Here is a 22520-nt window from a genome sequence, read left to right on the forward strand (position 1 = left end):
TCGGCTTCCCCGCCCCCCCCCGGGGGGCGGGGGCCCCCCCCGCCCCGCGCCGGGGGGGGGGGGGCCCGCCCCCCGGCCCCCCCCCCCCCCGCGCCGGGGGGGGGGGGGGGGGCGCGCCCCCCCCCCCCCCCCCCGGCCGATGCGGAGGAGGCCTCGTATCGTGGCCGGCCAGTGCTGACAGGACGGTCATCGTCGCCGGCACTTGCAGGTCGTTGTGACGGATCGGAGCGCCGTAGGGCGGAGCCGCACGTCAGACCGTCGAATCAGCCGGGGACAAGGCTCGCGTAGCGAGGGTCTCGAGCGCCGGCATAGACCACGACCATCGTGAAGTGGGCCGGCTCCGGGCCTTGGCTGCTGTAGGCGTGCGGGCGGTCGCCTCGCATGCGGAGCGCGTCTCCCGCGGCGAGTTGGAACAGCGCTCCGCCGATGGTGACCGCGACGCTGCCCGAGTGGAGCTGCAGCAGTTCCCGGGTGCCGGGCGGATGCGCGGGCGTGGAGATCTTGTCGCCGGCAGGCAGCCGGAACTCCCAGAGCTCGGTGAAGGGCGGCTGGCTGTCGTTGATCAGGAGCCTGGCGCGGCCTTCGGAGCGAACCACGGCGTCGGCGGCACGGGAGACGCGGCCAAGCTCCTCCGGAGGCTCCACCAACTCGCCGATCGACACACCCAGCGTGGCGCTGATCCGGGCGAGCGTCGCGATGCTCGGGTTGGTGCGCATGGTCTCGATCTGCTGGAGCATGCCGCGGCTGACGCCGGACCGGGTGGCCAGCTCTTCCAGCCGCCAGCCGCGGTCTTGACGTGCAGCGCGCAGGTTCGCAGCGAGGGTGTGGCCTATGGCCTCGGCGGGATCGTTCATGGCGCAATGCTGCCCCAGGGTGCAAAATAGTGCGACTATGACACAAGATACTGGTCGTACCGAGCGTCGAGCGGTGCGGCGGCTGCTCGGCGCCAGCTTCGTGGACTTCCTTGGCTCGGGGCTCTTCTTGGCCTTCTCGGCCGTCTACTTCACCGGCGTGGTGGGGCTCGCCGCCGGCCAGGTCGGGCTGGGCCTGAGCATCGCGGGCGCCGCGGCCATGGCCGCCGCGATACCGCTGGGCCGGGCGGCCGACCGCTACGGCGTCCGGCGGGCACTGGTGCTGGTGCATGCCTTACGCGCTGCCGGAACCGCCGCCTACGCCTTCGTCGGAGACTGGTGGGGGTACCTCGTGGTCGTCACCGTCATCACGGTCGCCGACCAGATCGCGACCGCGCTGACCCAGGCGTACGTGGCAGAGATCGTCGAAGGGAACAGCCGGGTAAAGGTGCTGGCCTCGTATCGGACGGTGATCAATCTGGCGATCAGCGTCGGCGGTCCACTCGGCGGGCTGCTGGCCGGCACCGGACTCTTCCGGACCATCATCCTGGCCAACGCGGCGGCCTATCTGCTGGTCACCGCGGCCTTCGCCACCCTGCCCCAACCGGTTCGGACCGTAGAGCCCGCCCCGGTCCGGCGAGGCTTGGGCGTGCTACGTGACCTGCGGCTGCTCTCGCTGGCTGGTGTGGATGGCGTACTGCAGCTTTGGCAACCGATCCTCAACCTCGCCTTTCCGCTGTGGCTCGCCCAGGCGACCACATTGCCGGACGGCTTGCTCGGGGCGCTGTACGCCATCAACACCGTCCTCGCGCTCGTCTTCCAAGCTCTCATAGCACGCCACATCACAAGCCTCAGAGCTGCCCGGCGATGGCAGCCCGTCGCTGCGGCATTCGCTGCTGCCGCCTGTCTGTTGTTCTGGTACGCGGCCCAGTCGATGCCTCTCGCACTCTTCTGTGCTGCGCTGGTGACGCTGACCGCGGCGGAACTGATCGCTGTCCCCGCGGCCTGGACGTTGTCGTACGCCTTCGCTCCGGATGACCAGAGAGGCGAGTACCTGGCGGCGTTCGGCATGGGTCGCTCGGTCAGCCGCTACGTTGTCGGCCCCATCTTGATCACCGGCATGCTGCAACTGGCCGGTGGTTGGACCTGGGGCGTCCTGGCGCTGCTCTTCGTCGCCGCAGGCATCCTCGCCCCCCTGACCGTCAGGAACGCAGACACAACGCGGTCGGCCGCAAGCTGACCACCATCTGCCCGGCACATGACGCTCAACCCCGGCCCGTTCCGGCCGTCCTCCGGTGGCACTCTGACCAGCCGGAACGCGAACGCGTGCACCTGATGACACAAGCCTTACCGACACCCCGGATCGCGCCATCCGCCACCCCGCCGGCCTGCCGGAACGCCGCGAACCGCGGCAGAACCGCCGGCAGTATCGTGGCGGGATGATCGAGCTTCGAGAGGGCGGTGTGATCGACTGCTCCGCCGCGCGGGTGTGGGCGGTGGTCGCCGACTACGCGCAGGACCCGCGGTGGCGGAAGGGCGTCGAGACGATGGCGCCGTCGTCCGAGGGACTCGTGCGGGTGGGGACGACCACCGCCGAGGTCATGCGGTTCGCCGGCAAGACCTATCGCAACGGCGGCGAGGTCGTGGCCGTGGAGCCGGGGCGGTCGTTCGCGTGGCGGACCACCTCGGGGATCGTCGCCGAGGGCGGCAGGCTCGTCGAACCGCTCGGTGAGGAACGGTGCCGCTTCACCTTCCACGTGCGCGTCACCCCGCGCACCGGCTCCGAGCGGGTGCTGGAGCCGGTGCTCAGATGGTTGCTGCGGCGCTCGATCCGTGCGGACGTCCGCCGGCTGGCCGTGGGGTTCAGCCGCGCTGCTTGAGGGCGCCGTCCACGGGTTCTACGCCGAAGCCCCGGACGGCGTTCCCGAGCAGCACTGCCCTGGCCGCAGCGGCCTCCCCCGAGGCCACCCGCCGGACCAACAGCACGATCATGCCGGCTTCAGGGCCTCCGACAGAGCGGGAGTGGTTCGCCTTCACGCGTCCCTCGGCGCTGGACGGCATGCACTCCTCGCCAAGATATCTCGCACTCTCCGCTAACGACACGGGTCACCCGGCGTCGCAAGACTGCCTTTCGAACGAATCGACATGATCGGGACAGGCGTGCACGTGGGCGCTGATGCCAGAGCCCGGACGCCCGCGTTCCCCGCCACCCTGCTGGTCGTGTCGATCGCTGCGTTCGGCGGTTAGACGCGGTTGGACCCGGATGGCTGAGATGACCCTGGCAGAGCGGTGGAGTGACCGTCGCCGTGTGAAAGTGGGCGACGCCACTGTGATGACCCGGAGGTGGGGACCACGTCCCGCGAACCCGGGGCACGGCTGTCGGAGACGTCCGGGCAGGACGGGACGCGCGCGGACGATCGGCCGGGTGCTGCTGTCCGCCGTGCTGGGACTCGGCGCCGCCGCTGCTCCGGCGGCCGCCACGACGGCGGACGCCGAGTGCAGCCCTGAACCGGGCGTGGTGAAGCTGCCCGGCGGAGAGCCCTGGGCACAGACGCGGCTCGACATCAAGACGGCGTGGCGGCTGAGCACCGGCGCCGGCGTCCGGGTGGCGATCATCGACAGCGGCCTCGACGTCAGGCACCCGCAGCTGCCCTGGCTCTCCGACTACGTCGACTTCACCGGGACCGGCTACACCGACTGCGTCGGTCACGGCACCGCCGTCACGGGGATCATCGCCGGGCGCGTCTATCCAGGCGTCGCCTTCCACGGCGTGGCCCCGCGGGCGACCGTCATGGTGCTCAAGCAGAGCAGCCAGGCCGAGGGCCACGTCGCCACCCTGGCGGCGGCCATCGACAAGGCGGTCCAGCTCAAGGCCGACGTCATCAACATCTCGATCAAGGCGGCCGACAATCCCGCGCTCAAGGCGGCCGTCCGGAACGCCCTGGCGAGGGACGTCGTGATCGTCGCCGCCGCGGGCAACATCACCGACAAGAAGGAGGACGTGCCCGCCTATCCGGGCTCCTACGAGGGCGTGCTGGCCGTAGGCTCGGCCACTCCCGACGGGCGACGCGCCGACTCGTCCAACACGGCCACGCCCGTCGGCGTCCTGGGGCCGGGGGTCGGCATCATCGCCCCTTGGCCGGGCAGGTCGTACAAGCTGGACCTCGAGGGTTCCAGCTTCGGCGCCGCCTACGTGTCCGGGACCGCCGCACTGGTGCGCGCCCGCTTCCCGCACCTGGACCAGGAGCAGGTACGGCGGCGCATCATCGCCACGGCCGACGGCTCCATCGGCGAGGGCACGGGTGCGGGCATGGTGAACCCGGTGCAGGCGGTCAGCGCCGTGCTGCCCTTCGAGCCCGCGGGCCGTCCCGTGGTGGCCGCGCCGCCGCCCGATCCCATCGCGGCGGACGCGATCGCCCAGGTCCCCCCGGAGAACCTCGCGGCCCGGAACACCGCGCTGACCGTGACAGCGGGAGCGCTGCTCCTCACCGCCGTGGCCGGCACCCTCGCACTGGTGCTGCCGCTCGGCAGAAGCCGTGGATGGCGCACGGGCCCACCGCCCCATGACGTCAGTTGACCGCTGATGCAGGCGCTGCCCGCAGCGCAGCGCCTGGATACGAAGGGAACCTACGATGCACCCGTTACAGCCAGACGATCCACCGAGGCTGGGCGATCACGACCTGTTGGAACGCCTGCCGGAGGGGCCGCGCGGGGTGGCCTTCCTCGGCCGCGAGTCGGAGGACGCGCCCCTCCGGGTGATCAAAGTGCTGGCCGCGAAGCCGGACGCCGACGCGGAAGGCGTCGCGCGCTTCGCCAAGGTCCGGCGCCTTTCCAGCTCCTCCATCGCGCGCACGCTGGACGCCGGTCTGCGCGAGGGCCACCTCTACGTCGTACGTGAGCACGTCGAGGGGCGCAGCCTGGCCGAGGCCGTCGCCGCCGACGGGCCGCTCGACCCCGACGGGGTGGAGCGGGTGGCCGTCGGGACGCTGACCGCGTTGACCGCCGCGCACCTGGCGGGCGTCACGCACCGGGGACTGACCCCCGGCAACGTCATCATGGGCGCCGACGGCGTCCGGGTGACCGATCTGGACCTCGGCGAGGCCGCCGGCGAGATCGGCTACCGCTCGCCCGAACAGCTGAGGGGCGAGCCGTACGGCCCCTCCGCCGACCTGTTCGCCTGGGCCGCCACGGTGGTCTTCGCGGCCACCGGGAAGGCGCCGTTCGGTCAGGACGCCGACGAGGTGCTGACCGGCACGCCCGAGCTGGGCACCCTCGCCGAGCCGGTGCGGAACGTGGTCTCCGCGGCGCTGTCCAAGGACGCCAGGCAGCGGCCCGCCGCGGACGCGGCGCTGTTGCGCCTGCTCGGCGGCCCGCCGGCGGATCAGGAGGTCACGGCGAAGCTGCCGTCGTCCGACGCCTCGGCCAACACCCCGGCCTTCGTTCCTCCGGCTCTGGCGGCGGCGGAGGGCGCCGAACCGCTCGAAGGCGTGCCGGTGCAGCCGCCCCAGCCCCAGCTCCAGCAGACGCAGCAGCCCCAGCAGACCTGGGAGCCGCCCAGGGTGCAGCAGCCCATGCGGGAGGCGCCGCATCGGCCCAAGGTGTGGCAGGCGTCGGTCGTGGATCCGGCTGCCCCGCGCCGGAAGTTTCCGGTCGGCCTGACGGCGTCGGTCGCCGCGCTCATGGTGTTGTCAGGGGTGGGCCTGTGGGGCGCCAGCCGCTACACGGACACGAACCGGATCGACTCGGTCGGCGTCGCGGCCGAGGGCAGGTCCACCGACGGGGCCACCGGGTCCGCCGACGCGGCCGGGAACGGGACGACCGGCCCCGGTGACGGGACGGTTCCGCAGCCGGGCGAGCCGGGCACCGACCAGGCCGACGTGGCCGTGCCCTGGGCCACGCCGTCCGACGCCGACCCGTACGGGGTGGGCCCGCTCATCCTGCCCACCGAGGAGCCGTCCGGCGTGCCGACCGCTCCCGTGTACAGCACGGTGCCGACGCCTTCGCCGCTGTCCACCCAGCCGGTCACCACGCCGCAGCCGACCACTGCGCAGCCGACGGCCTCACAGCCGAAGAGCCCGCAGGCGACCAAGACGGTCACGGCGACGCCGACGGCCAGGGACACCAGGACGCCGGAGCAGTCCCAGGAGCCGACCCCGACCCCCAAGAAGAGCACCGAACCCCCGACGCCGACCCCTCAGAAGAGCACCGAGGCCCCCACACCGGCCCCCAAGAAGAGCACAGAGGCTCCGGCCCCCACCAAGAGCACCCAGCAGGCGCCCACTCCGCCGCCCACGACGGAGGCCCCCGCGCCCGAGCCGCCCCAGAGCGAGGCGCCGCCGGCGGCGCAGCCGGAGCCGAAGAACCCCTACACACCCATCCAGGTGTGCGGGTCCGGCTTCTACGTGCAGCGTTCACAGTCGTTCAACGGCGGCGAGACCTTCCAGCTGTACAACAGCGGCACCAAGCAGAACTGCGTGGTGACGATGAAGTACGCGGGCGTGGGCAAGGAGAGCCCGGTGAGCGCGACGCTCGACGTCCAGGACGGGGACAGCGCGACCGACAGCGGCGACTACAAGTACTACGCCGGGCCGGTGAAGCTGACCGCCCCGGGCCGCTGCGTGAAGTTCTCCGGCAGCGTCGGCACCGGCAGCACCGCCGCGGGCTGGGCGAACTGCGGCTGACCCGGTCCGGTGCACACCCTGCTCGGACGGCTCCGGGCAGGGTGCGTCGCCGTTCCCGACGGGCGCCGCCGGTCAGTAGGGCTGGTAGCCGCCGCCTCGCTCCAGGGACGAGATGCCGGGGTGGCCGGCGAGGTTGCCGTACCGGCTGTAGGTGTACAGCACGCCCGCAATGATGTTGTCGACCGGGTCGAGGATCTTCTCGTGGCCGGGCAGGGCGTGCGCGTTGAACGTCGGCGGGATGGTCTGCATCAGGCCCTGGGACGGGATGCCGTTCTTGGCATTGATGTCCCAGTTGTTGATGGCGTTGGGGTTGCCGCCGGACTCGTGGTAGATGATCGTCCAGATGCGCTGGACGTCCTGGGGGTCATTGGGGTCGAGGTCGGTGATGTCGATGCCGCGCTGGCGGATGACGTCCGCCATCTCCGGTGACCTGATGACGGTGAGCGCCTGTTTGATCCACTCGACCACCTCGGCCTTGGGCGCGGGGGTGCCCGCCGACGGGCCACCGCCCGCCCCGGAGCCCCCTCCCGACCCCTTGCCGGTGCCGGACGTCCGCGTCTCCTTGGAGGCCGCCTTCGTCCAGATGACCTTCTTGTCGCCCGGGTCGAAGTCCGGCCCTCCGGGATCGGGGATGGCGGTGAAGAAGCCGAGCCCGGCGTTCGCGTCGGGCTTCAGCATGCCGCCCAGCGTGGTCCTGGCGGCCCCGATGGCGTCCTCGACCTTCTTGGTGAATACCCTGGCCTTTTCCAGGTTGCTCTTCACGATGTCGGTGAAGCACGGGTCGGCGAACATCACGGCCCGCGCGTCGGCCTCACTGGTGTTCGGGTGCCCGGCCAGGTAGTTGACCATGTACTTCTGCGCGGCGCCGACCGTGTCGTCACGCAGCTGCGAGATGTTCGGCCCGGCCGTCTTCAGTTCCGCGGCGACGGTCCTGAGCTTCGCCGCGCCCTCGTGGACCGCCTTGTTGAACGAGCCGCCCGCCGGGGGAAACCGGCGCATGTAGTGGTCGAAGGCGTCCGCCGACTCGCCGTCCCACTTGTCGTCGACCTCGTTGAGGTTCTTGATGAGCGCGGAGGTCTCGATGGCGGCGTGGGACCCGCACGACTCCCAGGCGTAGGCGATGGCCTCGATGGTCTCGGGCTCGCCCGTGACCCAGGCGAGCAGCTGCAGGAACTCCCAACCGCCGGGAATGTCGCTGATATCCGGAGCGAGTACGCCGTAGTCGGTCATGCGCCCGAGGCCGTCGCCGCTTTGCGAAGATTGCTCTCCACCTCGTCGAGCGCCCGCTCCACGGCCTCCAGCCTGCCCTGGCCGCTGCCGAGCTCGACGCGGACGGCGGCCCAGACGGCATCGATCTTGGCGGCCAGGTCGGTCACGCCGGGAATCATGCCGAGCACCCTGGGTTCCGTCGTGTCGGCCGGTGTCTGCGACTTGCTGGCCTTGAGAATCTCGTCGAGAGCGAAGTCCTTCGAGGCGATGTGCACGCGCGTCCGGCACTCGTCGAGCGCCTTGTAGGAGACGTCAACCAAGCCTTTGCTCATGAAGATCGAGCATAGTGGAGATCATCACGAAAGATCAGGCCCGATTTCCTCCTCTTCCAGCGACGCGGTCTGGATCAGCCGGTCCCCGGCCCTGCGGTCCACGAAGAAGGCGCGGCCGGGCGGGAGCGGTTGCGGTCGCACCTTGCCGAACAGCACGCCCTCCTCCCGGTTGCCCGACATGATCAGCGCAGGGCTGGCCATCTCCTTGAGCCGCTGCACCGCCTGGTCGTACATGGCGCGGTTGGCGCCGCCCATCTGCCGGGCCAGGATCAGGTGCAGGCCGATGTCCCGCGCCTGCGGCAGCAGCTCGGCCAGCGGTTGCAGGGGGTTGTTGGAGGTGGCGACCAGGTCGTAGTCGTCCACCACGACGTACAGGTCCGATCCCTGCCACCAGCTGCGCTCGCGGAGCTGGTCGGGGGTCAGGTCGGCGGGCGGTAGCCGCTTGAGCAGGGCGAAGCGGACCTCCTGCACGAGCTCCGCGGCCGCCGCGCTGGAGACGGCGTACCCGATGCGGTGCTCGGTCGCGGCGGTGTCGAGCAGCGACCGGCGGTAGTCGATCACGACGAGCCGGGCCTGTCTGGGTGTCTTGCGCGCGACCAGGCCCTCCATGATCAACTTCAGCACGTTCGACTTGCCGCACCCGGTGTCGCCGAAGACGACGAAGTGCGGATCGGCCTCGAAGTCGACCGCGACGGGGGAGAGCGTCGCCTCGTCGATGCCGATCGCGATCCGGTTCCCGCCGGTCTCCTGCGGGCCGGGCAGGTCGGCCGCGGGCAGCAGGGACGGCAGCAGCCGGACCGGCCTGGCCGCCGGCCCCTGCCAGGACTCGGCGACGACCTCCACGAGGGAACGCAGCCCGTCTGCCAGGTCGTCGGCGCTGCGAACCCCATCGATCCTGGGCAGGGCGGACAGGAAGTGCATGCCGTCCTTGGTGAGCCCGCGTCCCGGTGTGCCTTCGGGCACCGCGAGCGAGGCGCTGCGGCTGACCTCCGACTCGTAGGCGTCGCCGAGCTTCAGCTCGATCCTGGTGCCGAACAGGTCGCGGATGCCCGGACGGAACTCCGACCACTTGTTGGTGGTCGCCATGACGTGCACGCCGTAGCCCAGCCCGCGCGCCGCGAGGTCGGTGATCACCTGCTCCAGGCTCTCGTACTCCTGCCGGATCGTCAGCCAGCCGTCCACGACCAGGAACACGTCGCCCCAGCCGTCGTCCTCGACGCTGCCGTCGGCCACCCGCTTGCGGTACGTCGCGATCGAGTCGATGCCCTGGTCGGCGAAGTCCCGCTCGCGCTGCTGGAGGATGCCCGAGATCTCGGCGACCGTACGGCGGACCCGGTCGGCGTTCTGCCGGTTGGCCACGCCGCCCACGTGCGGCAGCCCTTCCAAGGCCGACAGCGTGCCGCCGCCGAAGTCCAGGCAGTAGAACTGCACCTCCCGGGGCGTGTGCGTGAGCGCCATGCTGGCGATCAGCGAGCGCAGCACCGTGCTCTTGCCGCTCTGCGTGCCGCCCGCGATGCCGACGTGCCCGGCCGCGCCGGACAGGTTCAGCCAGTACGGATCGCGTCGCTGGTCGAAGGGCCGGTCGATGATGCCGATGACGGCATGCAGCCGGCCCCGGCCGTCCCAGCCGGGCGTGGACAGCCCGAGCTCCGGGGTCACCGACAGTGCGGGCAGCAGGTGAGCCAGCGTCGGCGGCTCGGCCAGCGGTGGCAGCCAGATGCGGTGCGCCGCGGGGCCGCGTCCCTTCAGCCGGCCGACCACGATGTCGAGCAGGCTCGACTGGGCGCCGCTCTCCTCCGGCTCCGCCGGCGCCTGCTCCGCAGGCGTCTCGGCGGCGGGCAGCGGCGCGTAGGCGTGGCCGTACTCGATGACCTCGCGCGCCGCGGGCCGGCCGCTGTCGGTCACGTGCCGGGGGTCGGGCTGGTACGCGGCGGAGACGTAGGCGGCCTTGAACCTGGTCATTCCGGTCGTGTCGAACTTGAGGTAGCCGTTGCCCGGCGCCGAGGGCAGCTCGTAGGCGTCGGCCACGCCCAGCACCGCCCGGCTCTCCATCGCCGAGAACGTCCGCAGCCCGATCCGGTACGACAGGTGCGTGTCGAGCCCGCGTAAGCGACCCTCGTCCAGCCGCTGGGAGGCCAGCAGCAGGTGCACGCCGAGCGAGCGGCCGAGCCGGCCGATCATCACGAACAGGTCGATGAACTCGGGCTTGGTGGACAGCAGCTCGCTGAACTCGTCGAGCACGACGAAGAGCGTGGGCAGCGGCGACAGGTTGGCGCCCTGCTCGCGGGCCCGCTCGTAGTCGCGCAGGGAGGCGTGGTTGCCCGACGCCCGCAGGAGCTCCTGCCTGCGCACCATCTCGCCGTGCAGCGCGTCGTGCATGCGGTCGACCAGCGGGAGCTCGTCCTCCAGGTTGGTGATGACGGCCGAGACGTGGGGGAGCGAGTCGAGACCGAGAAAGGTCGCGCCGCCTTTGAAGTCGACCAGAACGAAGTTGAGGATCTCAGAGGAGTGCGTGACGGCCAGCCCGAGCACCAGCGTGCGCAGCAGCTCCGACTTTCCGGAGCCGGTGGCTCCGATCAGCAGGCCGTGCGGGCCCATGCCGCCCTGGGCCGACTCCTTGATGTCGAGCTCGACCATGCGGCCGTCCGCCCCGAGCCCGATCGGCACGCGCAGCCTGTTGCGCCCGGCGCGCGGCCGCCACGTGACGGCCGGGTCCAGGCCGCGCGGGTCGCTGATGCCGAGCAGGTCGGTGAGCGTCGTGTTGATCGACAGCATGTCCTCGCCGTCGCCGCCGCTCCTGGACGAGGCCCGCAGCGGGGAGAGCTGCCTGGCCAGCCCTTCCGCCCACACGAAGGACAGCCTGTCAGGAGCGCCCAGGCGCGTCCTGCGCTCCTTGCCCGCGTGGTCGATCTTCACCATGTGCAGGTCGTCCCGCTGGACCTCCAGCCGCAGCGTGTTGCCCTCTTCGACGGGTCCGGTGGAGCCGGTCAGGTCGATGACGGTCACGCCCTGGATGGCGTCGCTGCCGAGCTGCGAGTCGTGCGGCATGTGCCCGCCGTCCACGATCACCAGGTGGTACGGCAGCTCGTCGGCCGGAGAGCCCGGTTGGAACCTGGGACGCTCCTTGAGGTCCCCGCCGACGAGGCGATCGAGATCGCCCAGGTCCTCGGCCATCAGGCGGACGGGCCCGGACGCGTCGGCAAGGTCGGGATGGTGGGCGTGCGGGAGCCACTTGACCCATTCCCAGTGGGGCATGCGCTCGTGGTCGGCGCAGACCATGATCCGCATGTCGTCAGGGGAGTGGAAGGTGACGACCTGCCCGATCACGGCACGGACGAGGTCCCGCATCGCCGCGAGGTCGCCGGTGAGCCGGATGCGCGCGAAGGAGGCCAGGGCGACGGCGACGGGCAGCCGGGCGAGCGTGGAGTGCGCACGCATGAACCTGCGCAGCGCGCCGGAGGAGAGCGCGTCCAGGTCCTCGACGGGCTTGGAGTCGGGCGGGAAGAGCTGGATGGCCAGCTTCTGCACGCCGGTGCCGAGGCGGATCGTGCTGAAGTCCTCGTCGCGGGGGCGGCGCTCCCACAGGCGGGGGCCCATCGCGATCCACCACAAGGAGTCCGGCTCGGGTCCGCTCCACTCCAGGGCCTCGCGCTGCTGCTTGGCGGCGCGCCTGGCCTTCCTGCGGATCTGGCCGAGGTAGCGGAAGTAGTCGCGGCGGGCGCCGTTCAGCCGGTGCTTGCGCTCGCCGGACTGGCGTCCCATCTGGCCGATGCTCATGCCGAGCATCGAGACCGCGAACAGGCCACTGGCCACGTACATGACCGGGCTGGTGTTGGCGCCCCCCGCGGTGAACATCAGCGCCATCGCCGCGGCCCCGGCCACCATGGGCAGGTAGGTGAGTACCGCCATGAAACCCTGGCCCTGAACCTCCGGGATCTCCGGCGGGGACTCCAGCATGACTTCTCCGCGAGGTGGCTTCGGGCCGGGACGACGCTCCGGGCGCCGGACAACCACTTTGCTCACGCGACGTTCTTACCAGAATCGACCCGCTATGGTCTGTGCTGTCCGTGATCCTTTTGGGACGGAGTGGACCGTGGGATCGATGGTTCAGAAGCCCCCGCCGCCCGAGTCCCGGCCCCCCGCCGGGGAAGCCGCCGAGCCCGCTCAGGCGCCGTCGGGGCCGGTTCAGCAGGGCGCGCTCGCGCAACTGCCGTTGCCGCTGCCGACGTTGTGCAACGTCACGATCGTGGGGCCGAGCCGCAAGGCCGACCTGACGCTGCCGGCCGACATCCCCCTGCCGCACGTGCTGCCGGGGCTGCTGCGCATGCTCGGCGAGGTGGGCGGCGACGCGACGTCGTCGCCGGGTTGGACGCTGCAGCGTCTCGGCGGCGAGCCGCTCGACCTGGAGCAGAGCCTCAGCGCGCTCGGCGTGCTCGACGCCGAGATCCTCTACCTGCGCCCCCGTGAGTCGATCCTGCCGGCCGCGATCTTCGACGACGTCGCCGACGTCGTGGCCACCGGCGTGCGCGAGGGGCCGGGCAAGTGGACGGCGGCCCACACCACGGCTGTCGGCGCGGCCGGGGCCACGGGGCTGCTGGTCCTCGGGGCCGTCGGCCTGGCCCTGGCGGGCCTGCCCCCGCTGGTCGGGCCGGTCGTCTTCGGAACGCTCGCGCTGCTGCTCATCGCCGCCGGAACCGTGTTGTCGCGGGCCATGGGCGACTCCATGGCGAGCGCGCTGATCGGTCACGCGGCGCTGCCGTACGCCTTCCTGGCCGGGTTGTCCACGCCCGCCGGGACCGGCGGCCTGGCCGGTGTCGGCGCTCCTCACCTGCTCGCCGCGTTCGCCTGCACCGCGCTTGCCGCCGCCGTCGCCGGGATGACGATTTCGCATGGCATTCCCGGCTTTCTCGGTACGTCCATCGCCGCGGCCTGTGGCGCGGTCTGTGCGGCGGTGGTCATGTTGACCGGAACCGTCCCTGCGGGGGTGGCGGCCGTGGCCATCGCCGTGCTGCTGGCGCTGAGCCCGCTGGTGCCGACGTTGTCGTTCCGGCTGGCCCGGGTGCCGCTGCCGGCCATGCCCACGACGGCCGAGGAACTGCGCGCCGACAACCAGCGGCTCGACGCGGCGGCGATCCAGGAGCGCACCGTGGTCGCCCAGCGTCACGCCACGGCGCAGATCGTCGCCGTCGGGCTGGCCGCGCTGGTCGCCCAGGCGCTGCTGGTGCTGCACGACGGCCTGATCGCGTACATCATGACCGTCGCGATCTCGCTGACGCTCATCATGCGCGCCCGCGTGTTCTCCGGCGTCGGCCAGCGGCTCTGGCTGCTCGGGCCGGGCATGGCGGGACTCGCCATGACGGCCTTCGCGCTCAGCTCCAAGGGCGGGGTCATCGGCGCGCTGGCGGTGGCGGTCTGCGTGTTGTGGGCGTCCCTGCTGATGGTGGGCGTCGGGAGGGGGCTGGCCTCGGGCAAGCCGTCGCCGTTCTGGGGACGGGCCGGGGACATCCTGGACCTGCTGCTGATCGTCGAGCTCTTCCCGCTGGCGGCCGGCGTGCTGGAGCTCTACACCTGGGTCCGCGGGTTGTCGGGCTGATACTTTGCTGGCCGTTTCGAGCGGAGGAGTGAGGCTGTGCAGGAATTCGGAGACTTCGCGAACATCGACGTCGAGAAGCTGCTCAAGGGGGCCGACCAGCAGTTCGCCCGCATGGAGGAGTTCCAGAAGAAGATGGACTCCTTCGTCGGACGGGCCCAGGACGAGCAGGGGCTGGTCACCGTCGTGTGCGGCCAGGAGGGCGTCCGCGAGCTGCAACTGCACCCCAAGGGCCTGCGGTTGTCGTCCGGCGAGCTGGCCGACCTCATCAAGACGGCGCTGAACGACGCCACCGCCGACCTGCAGCGGCAGGTCGCCGAGGGCATGAGCGAGACGTTCGGCGACTCCGAGGACAACCCCATGACGTACCTCAGGGACCCGGACGCCGCGCTGAACCAGATCAAGGAGGCGGAGTCCGCTTACAACCGCACGTTCGAGGACGTGATGGGCGAGCTCGACCGCATCCGGCGGCGGCTGGAGTTGTGAGCTAGGCCGGGCGCTGCGTGGGCAGGTCGGCGATGACGACCTGCTCGAAGGCGGGCGCGTCCTTGCCGGTGAGCGTGACCGCCTCCGACATGCCCGTGTCCTTGAAGGCGGACATCAGCCCGCTCGCGAGCCAGGCCAGGGCGGCGGCCGAGCCGTACACCACGAGCATCTTGGAGAAGAACCGCCTGAACGCCCCCTGCGCCCGCACGGCCGCCGAGGCCGCCAGCGGATTGCCCGGGAAGAAGTGCCCGGCGGCCGAGAGGCTCAGCAACAACCCGCCCAGGGCGACGGACGACACCGCACCCGTGTGGGACATCTTCGCGAGCTGGTCGAGGGTGTGGGCCAGCTCCTTGTACACGCCGCCGGTCTTGGCCACCTCAAGGGTGAACCTCTCGGCCACCTGCTCCATCTCGGGCCGGGCCATCTGCGCCCAGTCCTGGCTGGAGATCCCGGCGATGAGCTGCCGTACGCTCTCCTTCGCCTGCTCGACCTCGTGCGTCGCGGCGCGTACCTCGCGGGCCGTGCCGCGGATGTCCTCGGGGCTGGAGAGCATCGTGCCGATCAGCGCGGCGCACATCTTGCAGACGACGGAGAGCACCACGTTGGTCTTCAGCATGGCGCCCGCGTTGCAGGAGGCCACGGCCATCGTGTACAGGGTCGTGCCGTTGCGGTAATGATCCATGGTTCCTACTTCTTCAGCGTGCTCTTGTCGTTGGCGTCCCTGATGACCTTGGCGCCCTCGTTGAGCTGGGTCTGCCAGCGGCCGAGCTGGTTCTTGGCGTGCTTGAGGTAGTCGGCGGCGGAGTTGCGGGCCGCGTCGTAGGCGCCGTCGAAGGCGAACTTGCCGACCAGGCCGAAGCCCGGGAAGCCGGGGGTGGCGCCTCTGACCGCGCGTTCCACCGCCCTGAACCGGTCTCCCGGCGTCTGCGTACCGCCCGCCTGCGTCGGGGCGAGGCTCTGGCCCAGCCGTTCCATCGCCTCCGGGCTGGCCTTGCGCCAGTCGCCGGACACGCCGCCGTTGCTCAGCGCGGTCGCCTTCGGGTCCTGGGGGCGTTCCTTGCCTGAGCCGTCCTTGTTCGCGGCGGCGGGGGTGGCGGCGGTGGGGTCCGGGGTTGCGCCGGTGGGGATGCCGCCGCTCGGCGTCCCGCCGCCGCTCGGCGTCCCGCCGCCGCTGCTCGCCGGGGCGGCTTCCTTGGGAGATTTCTCGGTGTCGTCCGCCTTGGGGGTGGTGGTCGTGGGGGGTTTCGCGGCGTCGGGCGCCTTGGTGGTGTTCTCAGGGGTGGTCGCGGCCGGTCGGTCGGGCGTCGGCTCCCCGGACGACGGGGTCTTCTCGGGACGGTCGGGGGTCGTGGGCGACGGGGGGCGCTGGGCCTCGGGGGTGCCGGTGCCCTCGGAGTCGGTGGGCGGCTCCGGCGCGGTCGATCCGGGTGCCTCGGAGTCGGCGGGTCGGGCGGTGGGTGCGGGCCTCTCGGGGTCGGCGGGGGGATCCGAGGGGGTGGAGTCGGAAGGGCCGGTTTCCAGGGTGCGCGGGCTCTGGGGGGCCGGGTCGTCCTCGGCGGCCGGGGTGTCCTCGCGGGCGGGGGCCGTCGGGTCGGTGGGGGGCGCGTCGGTGGGGAGCGGGTCGTGTGGCTCGGGTGGGGGGTCGTCGCCGGAGATCTCGACCAGACCGCCCGGGTTCCCAGGCTCCACGGCGCCGTCGTCCGGCCGGTGCTCGCCGTCGTCCCCGACCTCCTGGACGTACGGCTCCTGCCCGAGGCCGGCGACGGCCGTCGCAGGAGCGACCGGTCCGGGCTCACCCGTGTCGCCGTCGCTCATGACGACCGTGGCGGACATGCCTCCGGTCACCGCCGAGTCCTCGGCCGTGGTCCAGTTGACAAGGCTGTCGATGCTTCCGAACCCGGCCATCCGCGCCCCCAGAGCCTGCGACCCGCCCAAACGATCAGAAACACTAACCGCGTGAACGGTCAGCCGTACAGGTCGCCCGTTGCGGGCCTGCCCGCGGATCTCAGCCGATGCGTTCGTACGCGCCGCCGGAGTCGGCGGTCTTGACGCCGCCGGAGAACTTCACCCAGGACCCGGTCGGCGCGGCGTGGTAGACCGGCACGGTGTGCAGAGGGGTGATCTCCTCGTTCTTCACCACGCCCGCGCCCTTCACGTCCACCGCGGACCAGACCATGCTGCGCGTGCCCACGTCCTTGGTCTTGAACGTCACCGCGCAGGCGTTCTGCTTGCCGGGGTTGTAGAGCAGGTAGGCGACGCCGCCGGCGAACGCGGCCTGACGCTGGACGGTGTAACCCGGGCCGCAGACGACGGCGGGCGTCTCGGCCGCCTGGCGGGACGCCGAGGCGGTGGTGGCGGTGAAGACCGCCGTCGTGCCGAGCACGGTCGCGACGACCGCACCGGCAGTCCTCTTCGTGATTCTCACGTTTTCATCCCCAAAAGAGCGAAAGGCGATTTGTTCGAGGAGCAATCCTGTGATGCGGGATTCCGCGCGTCTTTAGCACAGAGCGCAGAATGTTTTGGCATTGAGCGCAGAATTCTTCTCGTCGGCCGGACGGTTGTGATCGCTGGGACGGGTGGTGGTTAACATGCGAGTCGATGTTGTTTCGCAAGGGTTCGCCCTATTCATGTCGGCCAACCGGTATGCGAGACAAGGAAATGTCCACTTGGAGGTCCAGTGGCACTGTACGGAGCAAGTCCGACGCAGCTGACCAACGCCGCCGGGTACTGCGAGGACACCGCGCAGTACATCGAGGGCATGCGCCAGCGCGTTCAGACGATCAAGGGCGACCTGACCACCCAGGGGTGGCGGGGCGGCGCGGCCCAGAAGTTCAGCCACGCCCTCGACGAGTGGGACGTCGAGTTCAAGGCCGTGATCAAGATCCTTGAGGACATCCACGACCGGCTCAACATGGGCGCCGGGGTCTACCGGAACGCCGCAGACCAGAACATGGAGCTGTCGGGATCCCTGGCCAGGGACGGCTTCACGGGCCGGATCGACAACGTCATCAACAGCAACTAGCCGGCCGACGCCACGGAGATCCCAGTGACCGTTCCCGATGATCACACATACGTCAAGTTCGGCAGCATGGAGCAGGCCTACGAGGAGCTCAAGAAGGTCGTGACCGAGCTCGACAAGGTCACCGACGACCTGTTCGCCGACATCAAGAAGGAGCTCGCCGCCAGCTGGGAAGGCGAGGCCGAGCAGTTCTTCAACACCAAGAAGGACCAGTGGGACGCCCACGAACGGGCCATGGGCAGGCAGCTCTTCGAGGCCGCCACCGCGGTCAACATCGCCAAGGGCAACTACGAGGCCGCCGAGCGGCGCAACATCGCCATCTGGACGGACTGACGCGCCTCCGCCTCCCGGTCGCCACGGCGACGTGGTGACCGGGGTCTCGTATCAGCAGGGGTAAGCGATGGGCAACCAGGAACCCGAACCACGAACCGACCCGCTCGGCATCCCGCCGCACACGGCCGACAAGTTCCAGGGCGACGGCAGGGTGCACGAACCCTCCGTGATGAGGTCGATCGCCGCGGCCATGTCGAAGAATCTGCAGGCCATGGAGAAGCCGGGCGTCAGCGGGCGCGCCCTGGCCGACGTCCAGCCCGGCGCCGCCCAGTTCGGCGAGTGGATCGACGCCAAGGTGTTCGGCTCGACCGCGGGCAGGGACGGCGCGGGGCAGAAGTTCGGCCAGGTCTACGCCGAGTTCGTGAAGGCGTACAAGAGCGTCATCGCCGCGATCGAGGCGAGCGCCGCCAACCACGCCGAGGCGGACACCCGGAACGAGGGCGGATGACCACGGCCGGCGCCGGCTCCAAGCGGGAGACGCTCGTCATCCGGGGCGACCAGGTCCCCTCCGGTGAGACGGAGGTCCATCCGAAGGCGGAGATCCAGCGCCTGCTGGCGACGTCACAGCCGGACCTGGTCAGACTCGCCGGATCCACCTACATCAGCACGGCCGAGGCGGTCCTCAACGCGGTCGTCGGGCTCGAGGACGACGCGGGCCGGATCCTCACCATCTGGAAGGGGCCGGACGCCGACCGGGCCCGCATCGCGCTTGAGCTCCTGTACGCCACCGGCAACGAGCTGGCGCGCAAGCTCGCGGAGATGGGCCGCAGCCTGGAGGGCTACGCCACCTCCGTCCCCGTGGCCATCGCCGAGGTCGAAGGCATCAAACTGGACAAGAACGACCCGGACGTCCAGCAGGTCGTACGGGTCCACCGGGCGCTGTACGGGCTCGACCGGCAGGGCGACGACGAGGCCAACGCCGTCGCCCTGCTGGAGAACATGCGGGCGCAGGCGGCGCTGCGGAAGCTCAACGAGAAGATCCGCGACCTGCATCTCGGCTCGGTCCCGTACGACATCACCTACGAGTTGCCGGCCGTCACGGTCCCGGGCGGCCCGCTCGCCACGACGAGCGTCGTCTACGGCGGGACGGGTAGGAGCGACGATCCCACGACCGGCGCGGGCGACCCGGCCGGCACGGGCACGGGCGACGGGCGCACGACCGGTGCCGGCGACCCGGGCACGCAGGACCAGCCCCCGCGGGACGGCGCGGACGACGCCGCTCCGGGGACGCCTCCGGACGACCGGCCAGCCGGCGGTGACCAGCCCGCCGGCGGGCACACACCCGGACAACAACCCGGCGACCAGGCCGGCAACACCGGCACGGGCACGGGCGCCGAGGACGGCACCACCCCGCCGGTGATCGGCGCCCAGGACAGGACCGAGCTCGACGACACCACTCCCGAGGCAGACCCGGCCCGGACCGAGAGCTCGTTCTACCAGCCCACGATCGGCGAGCGTCCACCCCTCGTGGCGACCCCCGGCATGAGTGCCGCGCCGGGCGCCACGAACCAGCCCGTACCGTCGGTGATCGGTTCGCCGAACAGCGCGTACACACCCGGCGGGCGACTCGGGGTGATGCGCGGCGGCGGTGCGGCGGGCCTGTCCGGCACGCCGTTCCTGCCGATGACGGGCGGCGCGGGCCCGAACGGGGACGCGGGCGGAGACCTGGAGCGCACCACCTACCTGTCGGAGGACAGGTCGGCCTGGAACGGGAGCCATGACGTGACGGATCCGGTGATCAGGTGAGCGACCAGCAGAAGAACGGCGCCGGCGCGCAGCCGACCGGGCAGCAGCCCTACGGCCAGTACGGCATCCCGATGAGCACCCAGCTGCCGCAGCCGTCATCGGGCATCTCCTTCACGGACGGCGCGCTCAACGCGGCGAGCGGCCAGATCAACGGACAGACGGCGATCATCGACACACTGCGCGCCAAGTCCGGCCACATGGGGGTGCCCTTCCCCGCTTTCGGCGTGATCGGCTACGGGCTCACCCACGCCCATGACCAGGCGATCGCGGCCCAGTCCACCGCCCTGGAACGAGGCAAGAAGGCCCTGCAGAGCTGGCAGGCCGCGCTGAAGGCGGCCGACGCGAACTACCACGCGGCCGAGGAGGAGAACGCCGGCCTGTACCGCAAGGACCAGGACTACGACCCGACCGGCGGCGGAGTGCCGACCCCGAAGATGCCCGAATCGCCGGACCTCGACATGCCGGACGCCGACCCGCCCGGTGCCGACCTCCCGGACGCCGACCTGCCCGACATGGACCGGCCGGACACCGACCTGCCCGGCACGGCCCCGCCGAACGGCGACGTGCCGGGCGCCGACCGGCCCGGGAGCGACCTTCCCGGCACCGGCCTGCCGGGGATCGACCGGCCGGACCCCGGCCTGTCCGGCGCCGGCGATCCGAACATGAAGGTCCCCGACATCGACTCGGCGATCAACTCCCCGCGGGACACGACCGCCCTGTCGTCGTACGACCCCAGGGCCCTGAACGGGACGCCGAACCCGAACCTGACCGACCTGAGCACCCGGCCGGGGACCACATGGGGGTCGCCGACCGGCAACGGCGCGGGCTCGGGCGGTGGCGCCGCAGCCGGTCCGAAGGTTCCCGGCATGGGCACGTCCGGGGGGATGGGCAGCGGCATGCCGATGATGCCCATGATGCCGATGGGCGGCTCGGGCAACGGCCTCGACGAACGCGACCGGCAGGAAGGCTCGCTGCTGTCGGAGGACGAGGGCGTCTGGGAGGACGACGAGGACATCGCCCCCGAGATCATCGGCAAGGAGACGTAGATGAGTTACGAGGAGGGCAAGGGCCTGTACTACAAGGCGGCCGCCACCGCCTCCGCCGCGGCGCTCCTGATCAGGCGTCCCTGGGCCTTCTACATAGTGGCCATGATCGGGCTCATGATCTCCGATCCGGGGCGCATGTCGGGGTCGTCGAAGACCTGGCGCACCACCGACAACGGCGGGACGACCTCCGAACTGGCCGCGCTGGAGGAACAGCTCAAGCAACTGCAGGCCACGGTCACGGGCACGGGGACCACCTGGGAGGGCACGGCACGCGAGAAGTTCGACGAGGCCTACGCGGAGTTCACCAAGTCCCTGGCCACGCTCAGGTCGACACGGAACGCCACCGGCGAGGCGGTCGACCAGAGCGCGAAGTTGTACCACGTGGGGGCGCTCACCTGCGTCTGCGTCGCCGGATACCTGGCGCTCTATGCCATGACGCTGCTGGCGCTTCGCCACAGCGTCTACGGCAACTTCATCGCGTACGCGCTCGACCTCAAAGTCAGCCGGACCACGACCACGTCGATGAAGAAGGTGCTGATCAAGCACGGCATCGCGGTCACCATCCTCGGCACCCTGTTCTACCAGGCCGTCCAGGTGTCCGAGTCCAGCGGGAAGATGTTCCCCACGATGAAGGGCATACCGAACGAGCTCGACACCCTGAAGTCCGGCGACCTGCCGGAGTTCAGCAACACCGCGCTCGAGTACAGCGTGGAGAGCCACTCGCTGATGCCCAAGCTGGACACGCAGGGCGGTCTCCCCCGCACCTGAGCGGACGGGCTTCAGGGGCGGCGGGGGAGGCGTTCGGGCGACGTCTCCGCGACGGGCTTCCGCGCGGCGGCGGGGTCCAGGAGCGGGCCCTCCGGGATGAGCCGCAGCAGATGCGCGGGCACCGGCGCCACCTGGGCGGCGTCGTAGCCCAGCGTGCCGACGAGGTCGGGGGAGGCCAGCCGGAACCGTCTGCCCTCGTCGGTGATGAGGGAGTACTCGTGGATGGCGTCGGTCCGGCCTTCGCCCGAGAGCTGGCCGGCCAGCGCCGCGCCGCCGGGCGGCAGCAGCACCTGGTCGACGCGGTCGGGGTTGCCGCTGCTCGGCGGCTTCGGGATGGCCAGCGTCGCCCCGGTCGTCAGCCGTGCCCGGACCGAGCCCCTGACCGTGTCGGCGTACACCGCGCACAAGGGGGCGTCCGCCGCCGGGGCGCGGAAGCGCGGCATGGTGACCGGCAGCCCGCCGCCCAGGAGGCGAAGGGCCGACATCTTGGCGGCGTTGACGGTGGCGGCGTCCACGGCGATCGGGCGCACCCGGCCGCCGCCGTAGGCGATCTTGGTGTCCGGGTCCTGGAGCAGGAGCGTCGCCTGCGTGTGCGTGACGGGCGTGAGGCCGTCGGCGAGCAGCACGTACCAGCGTTCCGGAACGCCGGGCACGGCGGCCGGCGTGAAGACCTGCCCCACCCTCGCGGGCCGGCCGCCGGGGCCCGGCACCCGCTTGCCGCGCTGCGCGATCGCCGGCGCGGCGAAGTCCGGACCCGCGGGGATGGAGTTCACCCAGGAGATCGGCACGCGGCGCGGCGCCTGGTCGGTGAGCCGGCGCGGGTTCCTGACCAGCATGCGGTAGTTGTTCCACAACACCCAGTTCTGCTGCCCGTCGTCGACGAGCAGCGCGTCGCCGCCCACCGGCGTGCCGCCGACGTCGATCCCGCCCAGCAGCGTGACGTACGGACGGCGGACCCCGGTCGCGTCCTGCTGTTCGACCACGCAGACCGTCCACGGAGATCTGATCAGCTTCTGGGGCTTCGGCAGCGAGTCGGGCGCGCCCGAGATGCCGACCTTCTGCCCCCGTGCGAAGCCGGCCAGCGACTCGGCCGACACCGTGCGGACCTTGATCTCCTGGCTGTCCAGCAGGAGCCGAGCGGAGACGTAGTTCTCCACCGGCTGGAGCTTGCCGTCGCTCTGGTTGTAGATGTAGGAGGCGCCGGTCTCCTCCTCCACGAGCAGCTGGCCCGCCTCCTTGAGCTTGGTGGCCCCTCCCGGGCTGAGCATGCCCCAGATCCCGAACCCGGCCGTGATCAGCACCAGCAGGATGATGCCGGCGAAGGTCGCCACGTTGTACCGCCGCATGGGGGACTCGGGCAGATCGGGCTCGCCCTGCAGCAGCGCCAGACCCAGGCGCTGGGTCATCAGTTTGTGCGCCTGGTAAAGATCCTTTCGGGTCTGCATGACGGACAATGTTA

The 22520-nt window shown here is 71.1% G+C and carries 21 protein-coding genes; 12 read left to right on the top strand and 9 right to left on the bottom strand.

Annotated elements, in window-relative coordinates; all coding sequences use genetic code 11:
* Positions 1-263 precede the first annotated feature (263 nt).
* Positions 264-854: a helix-turn-helix domain-containing protein gene (locus ACFYUV_RS33595; protein WP_387675599.1), complete on the bottom strand. Its 591-nt coding sequence runs from the start codon at positions 852-854 to the stop codon at positions 264-266.
* 73 nt (positions 855-927) lie between these two features.
* Between ACFYUV_RS33595 and ACFYUV_RS33600 the strand changes: the two genes are divergently transcribed.
* Together ACFYUV_RS33600 and ACFYUV_RS33605 are read left to right on the top strand one after the other, a co-directional pair.
* Positions 928-2091, top strand: coding sequence for an MFS transporter (locus tag ACFYUV_RS33600; protein WP_387675602.1), 1164 nt, complete (start codon positions 928-930; stop codon positions 2089-2091).
* 199 nt (positions 2092-2290) lie between these two features.
* The gene (locus ACFYUV_RS33605) at positions 2291-2731 is read left to right on the top strand and encodes an SRPBCC family protein (protein ID WP_387675605.1); all 441 of its coding nucleotides are present in this window, start codon (positions 2291-2293) and stop codon (positions 2729-2731) included.
* Here the strand turns inward: ACFYUV_RS33605 and ACFYUV_RS33610 are convergent.
* Positions 2715-2843, bottom strand: a complete 129-nt coding sequence (locus tag ACFYUV_RS33610; protein WP_387675607.1) for a hypothetical protein — start codon at positions 2841-2843, stop codon at positions 2715-2717. The two genes, ACFYUV_RS33605 and ACFYUV_RS33610, sit on opposite strands and share 17 nt — an antisense overlap.
* Before the next feature lie 433 nt (positions 2844-3276).
* On the opposite strand from ACFYUV_RS33610, the gene ACFYUV_RS33615 reads away from it, so the two are divergent.
* Both ACFYUV_RS33615 and ACFYUV_RS33620 read left to right on the top strand, forming a co-directional pair.
* Positions 3277-4428, top strand: a complete 1152-nt coding sequence (locus ACFYUV_RS33615) for a S8 family serine peptidase (RefSeq protein WP_387675609.1) — start codon at positions 3277-3279, stop codon at positions 4426-4428.
* Between the two features lie 106 nt (positions 4429-4534).
* The gene (locus ACFYUV_RS33620) at positions 4535-6532 is read left to right on the top strand and encodes a hypothetical protein (protein WP_387675612.1); all 1998 of its coding nucleotides are present in this window, start codon (positions 4535-4537) and stop codon (positions 6530-6532) included.
* Positions 6533-6604: 72 nt separating this feature from the next.
* Here ACFYUV_RS33620 and ACFYUV_RS33625 read toward each other — a convergent pair whose 3' ends face one another.
* The 3 genes from ACFYUV_RS33625 to eccCa are packed head-to-tail and all read right to left on the bottom strand — an operon-like array spanning position 6605 to position 12030.
* Positions 6605-7762, bottom strand: coding sequence for a transglycosylase SLT domain-containing protein (locus ACFYUV_RS33625; RefSeq protein ID WP_387675615.1), 1158 nt, complete (start codon positions 7760-7762; stop codon positions 6605-6607).
* Positions 7759-8073 carry a hypothetical protein gene (locus ACFYUV_RS33630; RefSeq protein WP_387675618.1) on the bottom strand — a complete coding sequence of 105 codons (315 nt, stop codon included), beginning with the start codon at positions 8071-8073 and terminating at the stop codon, positions 7759-7761. The genes ACFYUV_RS33625 and ACFYUV_RS33630 overlap by 4 nt, the downstream gene beginning before the upstream one ends.
* A 24-nt stretch (positions 8074-8097) precedes the next feature.
* On the bottom strand, positions 8098-12030 hold the full coding sequence (gene eccCa, locus ACFYUV_RS33635) for a type VII secretion protein EccCa (RefSeq protein WP_387675620.1): 3933 nt from the start codon (positions 12028-12030) through the stop codon (positions 8098-8100).
* A gap of 145 nt (positions 12031-12175) precedes the next feature.
* Here eccCa and eccD point away from each other — a divergent pair, with 145 nt between their 5' ends.
* Together eccD and ACFYUV_RS33645 are read left to right on the top strand one after the other, a co-directional pair.
* Positions 12176-13666 carry a type VII secretion integral membrane protein EccD gene (gene eccD, locus ACFYUV_RS33640; RefSeq protein ID WP_387675623.1) on the top strand — a complete coding sequence of 497 codons (1491 nt, stop codon included), beginning with the start codon at positions 12176-12178 and terminating at the stop codon, positions 13664-13666.
* Between the two features lie 36 nt (positions 13667-13702).
* Positions 13703-14149, top strand: a complete 447-nt coding sequence (locus ACFYUV_RS33645) for a YbaB/EbfC family nucleoid-associated protein (RefSeq protein WP_387675626.1) — start codon at positions 13703-13705, stop codon at positions 14147-14149.
* Position 14150: 1 nt separating this feature from the next.
* Here the strand turns inward: ACFYUV_RS33645 and ACFYUV_RS33650 are convergent, their stop codons facing one another.
* The 3 genes from ACFYUV_RS33650 to ACFYUV_RS33660 form a co-directional block, all read right to left on the bottom strand.
* Positions 14151-14831: a hypothetical protein gene (locus tag ACFYUV_RS33650; RefSeq protein WP_387675628.1), complete on the bottom strand. Its 681-nt coding sequence runs from the start codon at positions 14829-14831 to the stop codon at positions 14151-14153.
* Positions 14832-14836: 5 nt separating this feature from the next.
* Positions 14837-16054, bottom strand: coding sequence for a hypothetical protein (locus tag ACFYUV_RS33655; RefSeq protein WP_387675630.1), 1218 nt, complete (start codon positions 16052-16054; stop codon positions 14837-14839).
* A gap of 100 nt (positions 16055-16154) precedes the next feature.
* Positions 16155-16574 (bottom strand): hypothetical protein, encoded by a 420-nt coding sequence (locus ACFYUV_RS33660; protein ID WP_387675633.1) that lies wholly within the window; start codon positions 16572-16574, stop codon positions 16155-16157.
* 252 nt (positions 16575-16826) lie between these two features.
* Here ACFYUV_RS33660 and ACFYUV_RS33665 point away from each other — a divergent pair, with 252 nt between their 5' ends.
* The 6 genes from ACFYUV_RS33665 (at position 16827) to ACFYUV_RS33690 (ending at position 21061) form a co-directional block, all read left to right on the top strand.
* Positions 16827-17171, top strand: coding sequence for a WXG100 family type VII secretion target (locus tag ACFYUV_RS33665; protein WP_364339079.1), 345 nt, complete (start codon positions 16827-16829; stop codon positions 17169-17171).
* Positions 17172-17195: 24 nt separating this feature from the next.
* The gene (locus ACFYUV_RS33670; protein ID WP_357701773.1) at positions 17196-17501 is read left to right on the top strand and encodes a WXG100 family type VII secretion target; all 306 of its coding nucleotides are present in this window, start codon (positions 17196-17198) and stop codon (positions 17499-17501) included.
* Between the two features lie 67 nt (positions 17502-17568).
* Positions 17569-17949, top strand: a complete 381-nt coding sequence (locus tag ACFYUV_RS33675) for a hypothetical protein (protein WP_387675638.1) — start codon at positions 17569-17571, stop codon at positions 17947-17949.
* Positions 17946-19247, top strand: coding sequence for a hypothetical protein (locus ACFYUV_RS33680; RefSeq protein ID WP_387675640.1), 1302 nt, complete (start codon positions 17946-17948; stop codon positions 19245-19247). The genes ACFYUV_RS33675 and ACFYUV_RS33680 overlap by 4 nt, the downstream gene beginning before the upstream one ends.
* Complete coding sequence (locus ACFYUV_RS33685; RefSeq protein WP_387675643.1) at positions 19244-20293, top strand: hypothetical protein; 1050 nt, start codon at positions 19244-19246, stop codon at positions 20291-20293. Before ACFYUV_RS33680 ends, ACFYUV_RS33685 begins: the two co-directional genes overlap by 4 nt.
* Positions 20294-21061, top strand: coding sequence for a WXG100 family type VII secretion target (locus tag ACFYUV_RS33690; RefSeq protein WP_387675646.1), 768 nt, complete (start codon positions 20294-20296; stop codon positions 21059-21061).
* A gap of 11 nt (positions 21062-21072) precedes the next feature.
* Here the strand turns inward: ACFYUV_RS33690 and eccB are convergent, their stop codons facing one another.
* Positions 21073-22506, bottom strand: coding sequence for a type VII secretion protein EccB (eccB, locus tag ACFYUV_RS33695; protein ID WP_387675649.1), 1434 nt, complete (start codon positions 22504-22506; stop codon positions 21073-21075).
* Between the last annotated feature and the right edge of the window lie 14 nt (positions 22507-22520).

This window comes from Nonomuraea sp. NPDC003560, assembly GCF_042878785.1.
Taxonomy (GTDB): Bacteria; Actinomycetota; Actinomycetes; order Streptosporangiales; family Streptosporangiaceae; genus Nonomuraea.

Excerpts from the sequence above, each read along its gene's own strand:
- ACFYUV_RS33690 (WP_387675646.1), top strand. The coding sequence starts at position 20,294 with ATGAGTTACGAGGAGGGCAAGGGCCTGTACTACAAGGCGGCCGCCACC.
- ACFYUV_RS33630 (WP_387675618.1), bottom strand. The coding sequence starts at position 8,073 with ATGAGCAAAGGCTTGGTTGACGTCTCCTACAAGGCGCTCGACGAGTGC.
- ACFYUV_RS33655 (WP_387675630.1), bottom strand. The coding sequence starts at position 16,054 with ATGGCCGGGTTCGGAAGCATCGACAGCCTTGTCAACTGGACCACGGCC.
- ACFYUV_RS33680 (WP_387675640.1), top strand. The coding sequence starts at position 17,946 with ATGACCACGGCCGGCGCCGGCTCCAAGCGGGAGACGCTCGTCATCCGG.
- ACFYUV_RS33595 (WP_387675599.1), bottom strand. The coding sequence starts at position 854 with ATGAACGATCCCGCCGAGGCCATAGGCCACACCCTCGCTGCGAACCTG.
- eccD (WP_387675623.1), top strand. The coding sequence starts at position 12,176 with ATGGTTCAGAAGCCCCCGCCGCCCGAGTCCCGGCCCCCCGCCGGGGAA.
- ACFYUV_RS33650 (WP_387675628.1), bottom strand. The coding sequence starts at position 14,831 with ATGGATCATTACCGCAACGGCACGACCCTGTACACGATGGCCGTGGCC.
- ACFYUV_RS33605 (WP_387675605.1), top strand. The coding sequence starts at position 2,291 with ATGATCGAGCTTCGAGAGGGCGGTGTGATCGACTGCTCCGCCGCGCGG.
- ACFYUV_RS33610 (WP_387675607.1), bottom strand. The coding sequence starts at position 2,843 with ATGATCGTGCTGTTGGTCCGGCGGGTGGCCTCGGGGGAGGCCGCTGCG.
- ACFYUV_RS33625 (WP_387675615.1), bottom strand. The coding sequence starts at position 7,762 with ATGACCGACTACGGCGTACTCGCTCCGGATATCAGCGACATTCCCGGC.
- eccCa (WP_387675620.1), bottom strand. The coding sequence starts at position 12,030 with ATGCTGGAGTCCCCGCCGGAGATCCCGGAGGTTCAGGGCCAGGGTTTC.
- eccB (WP_387675649.1), bottom strand. The coding sequence starts at position 22,506 with ATGCAGACCCGAAAGGATCTTTACCAGGCGCACAAACTGATGACCCAG.
- ACFYUV_RS33675 (WP_387675638.1), top strand. The coding sequence starts at position 17,569 with ATGGGCAACCAGGAACCCGAACCACGAACCGACCCGCTCGGCATCCCG.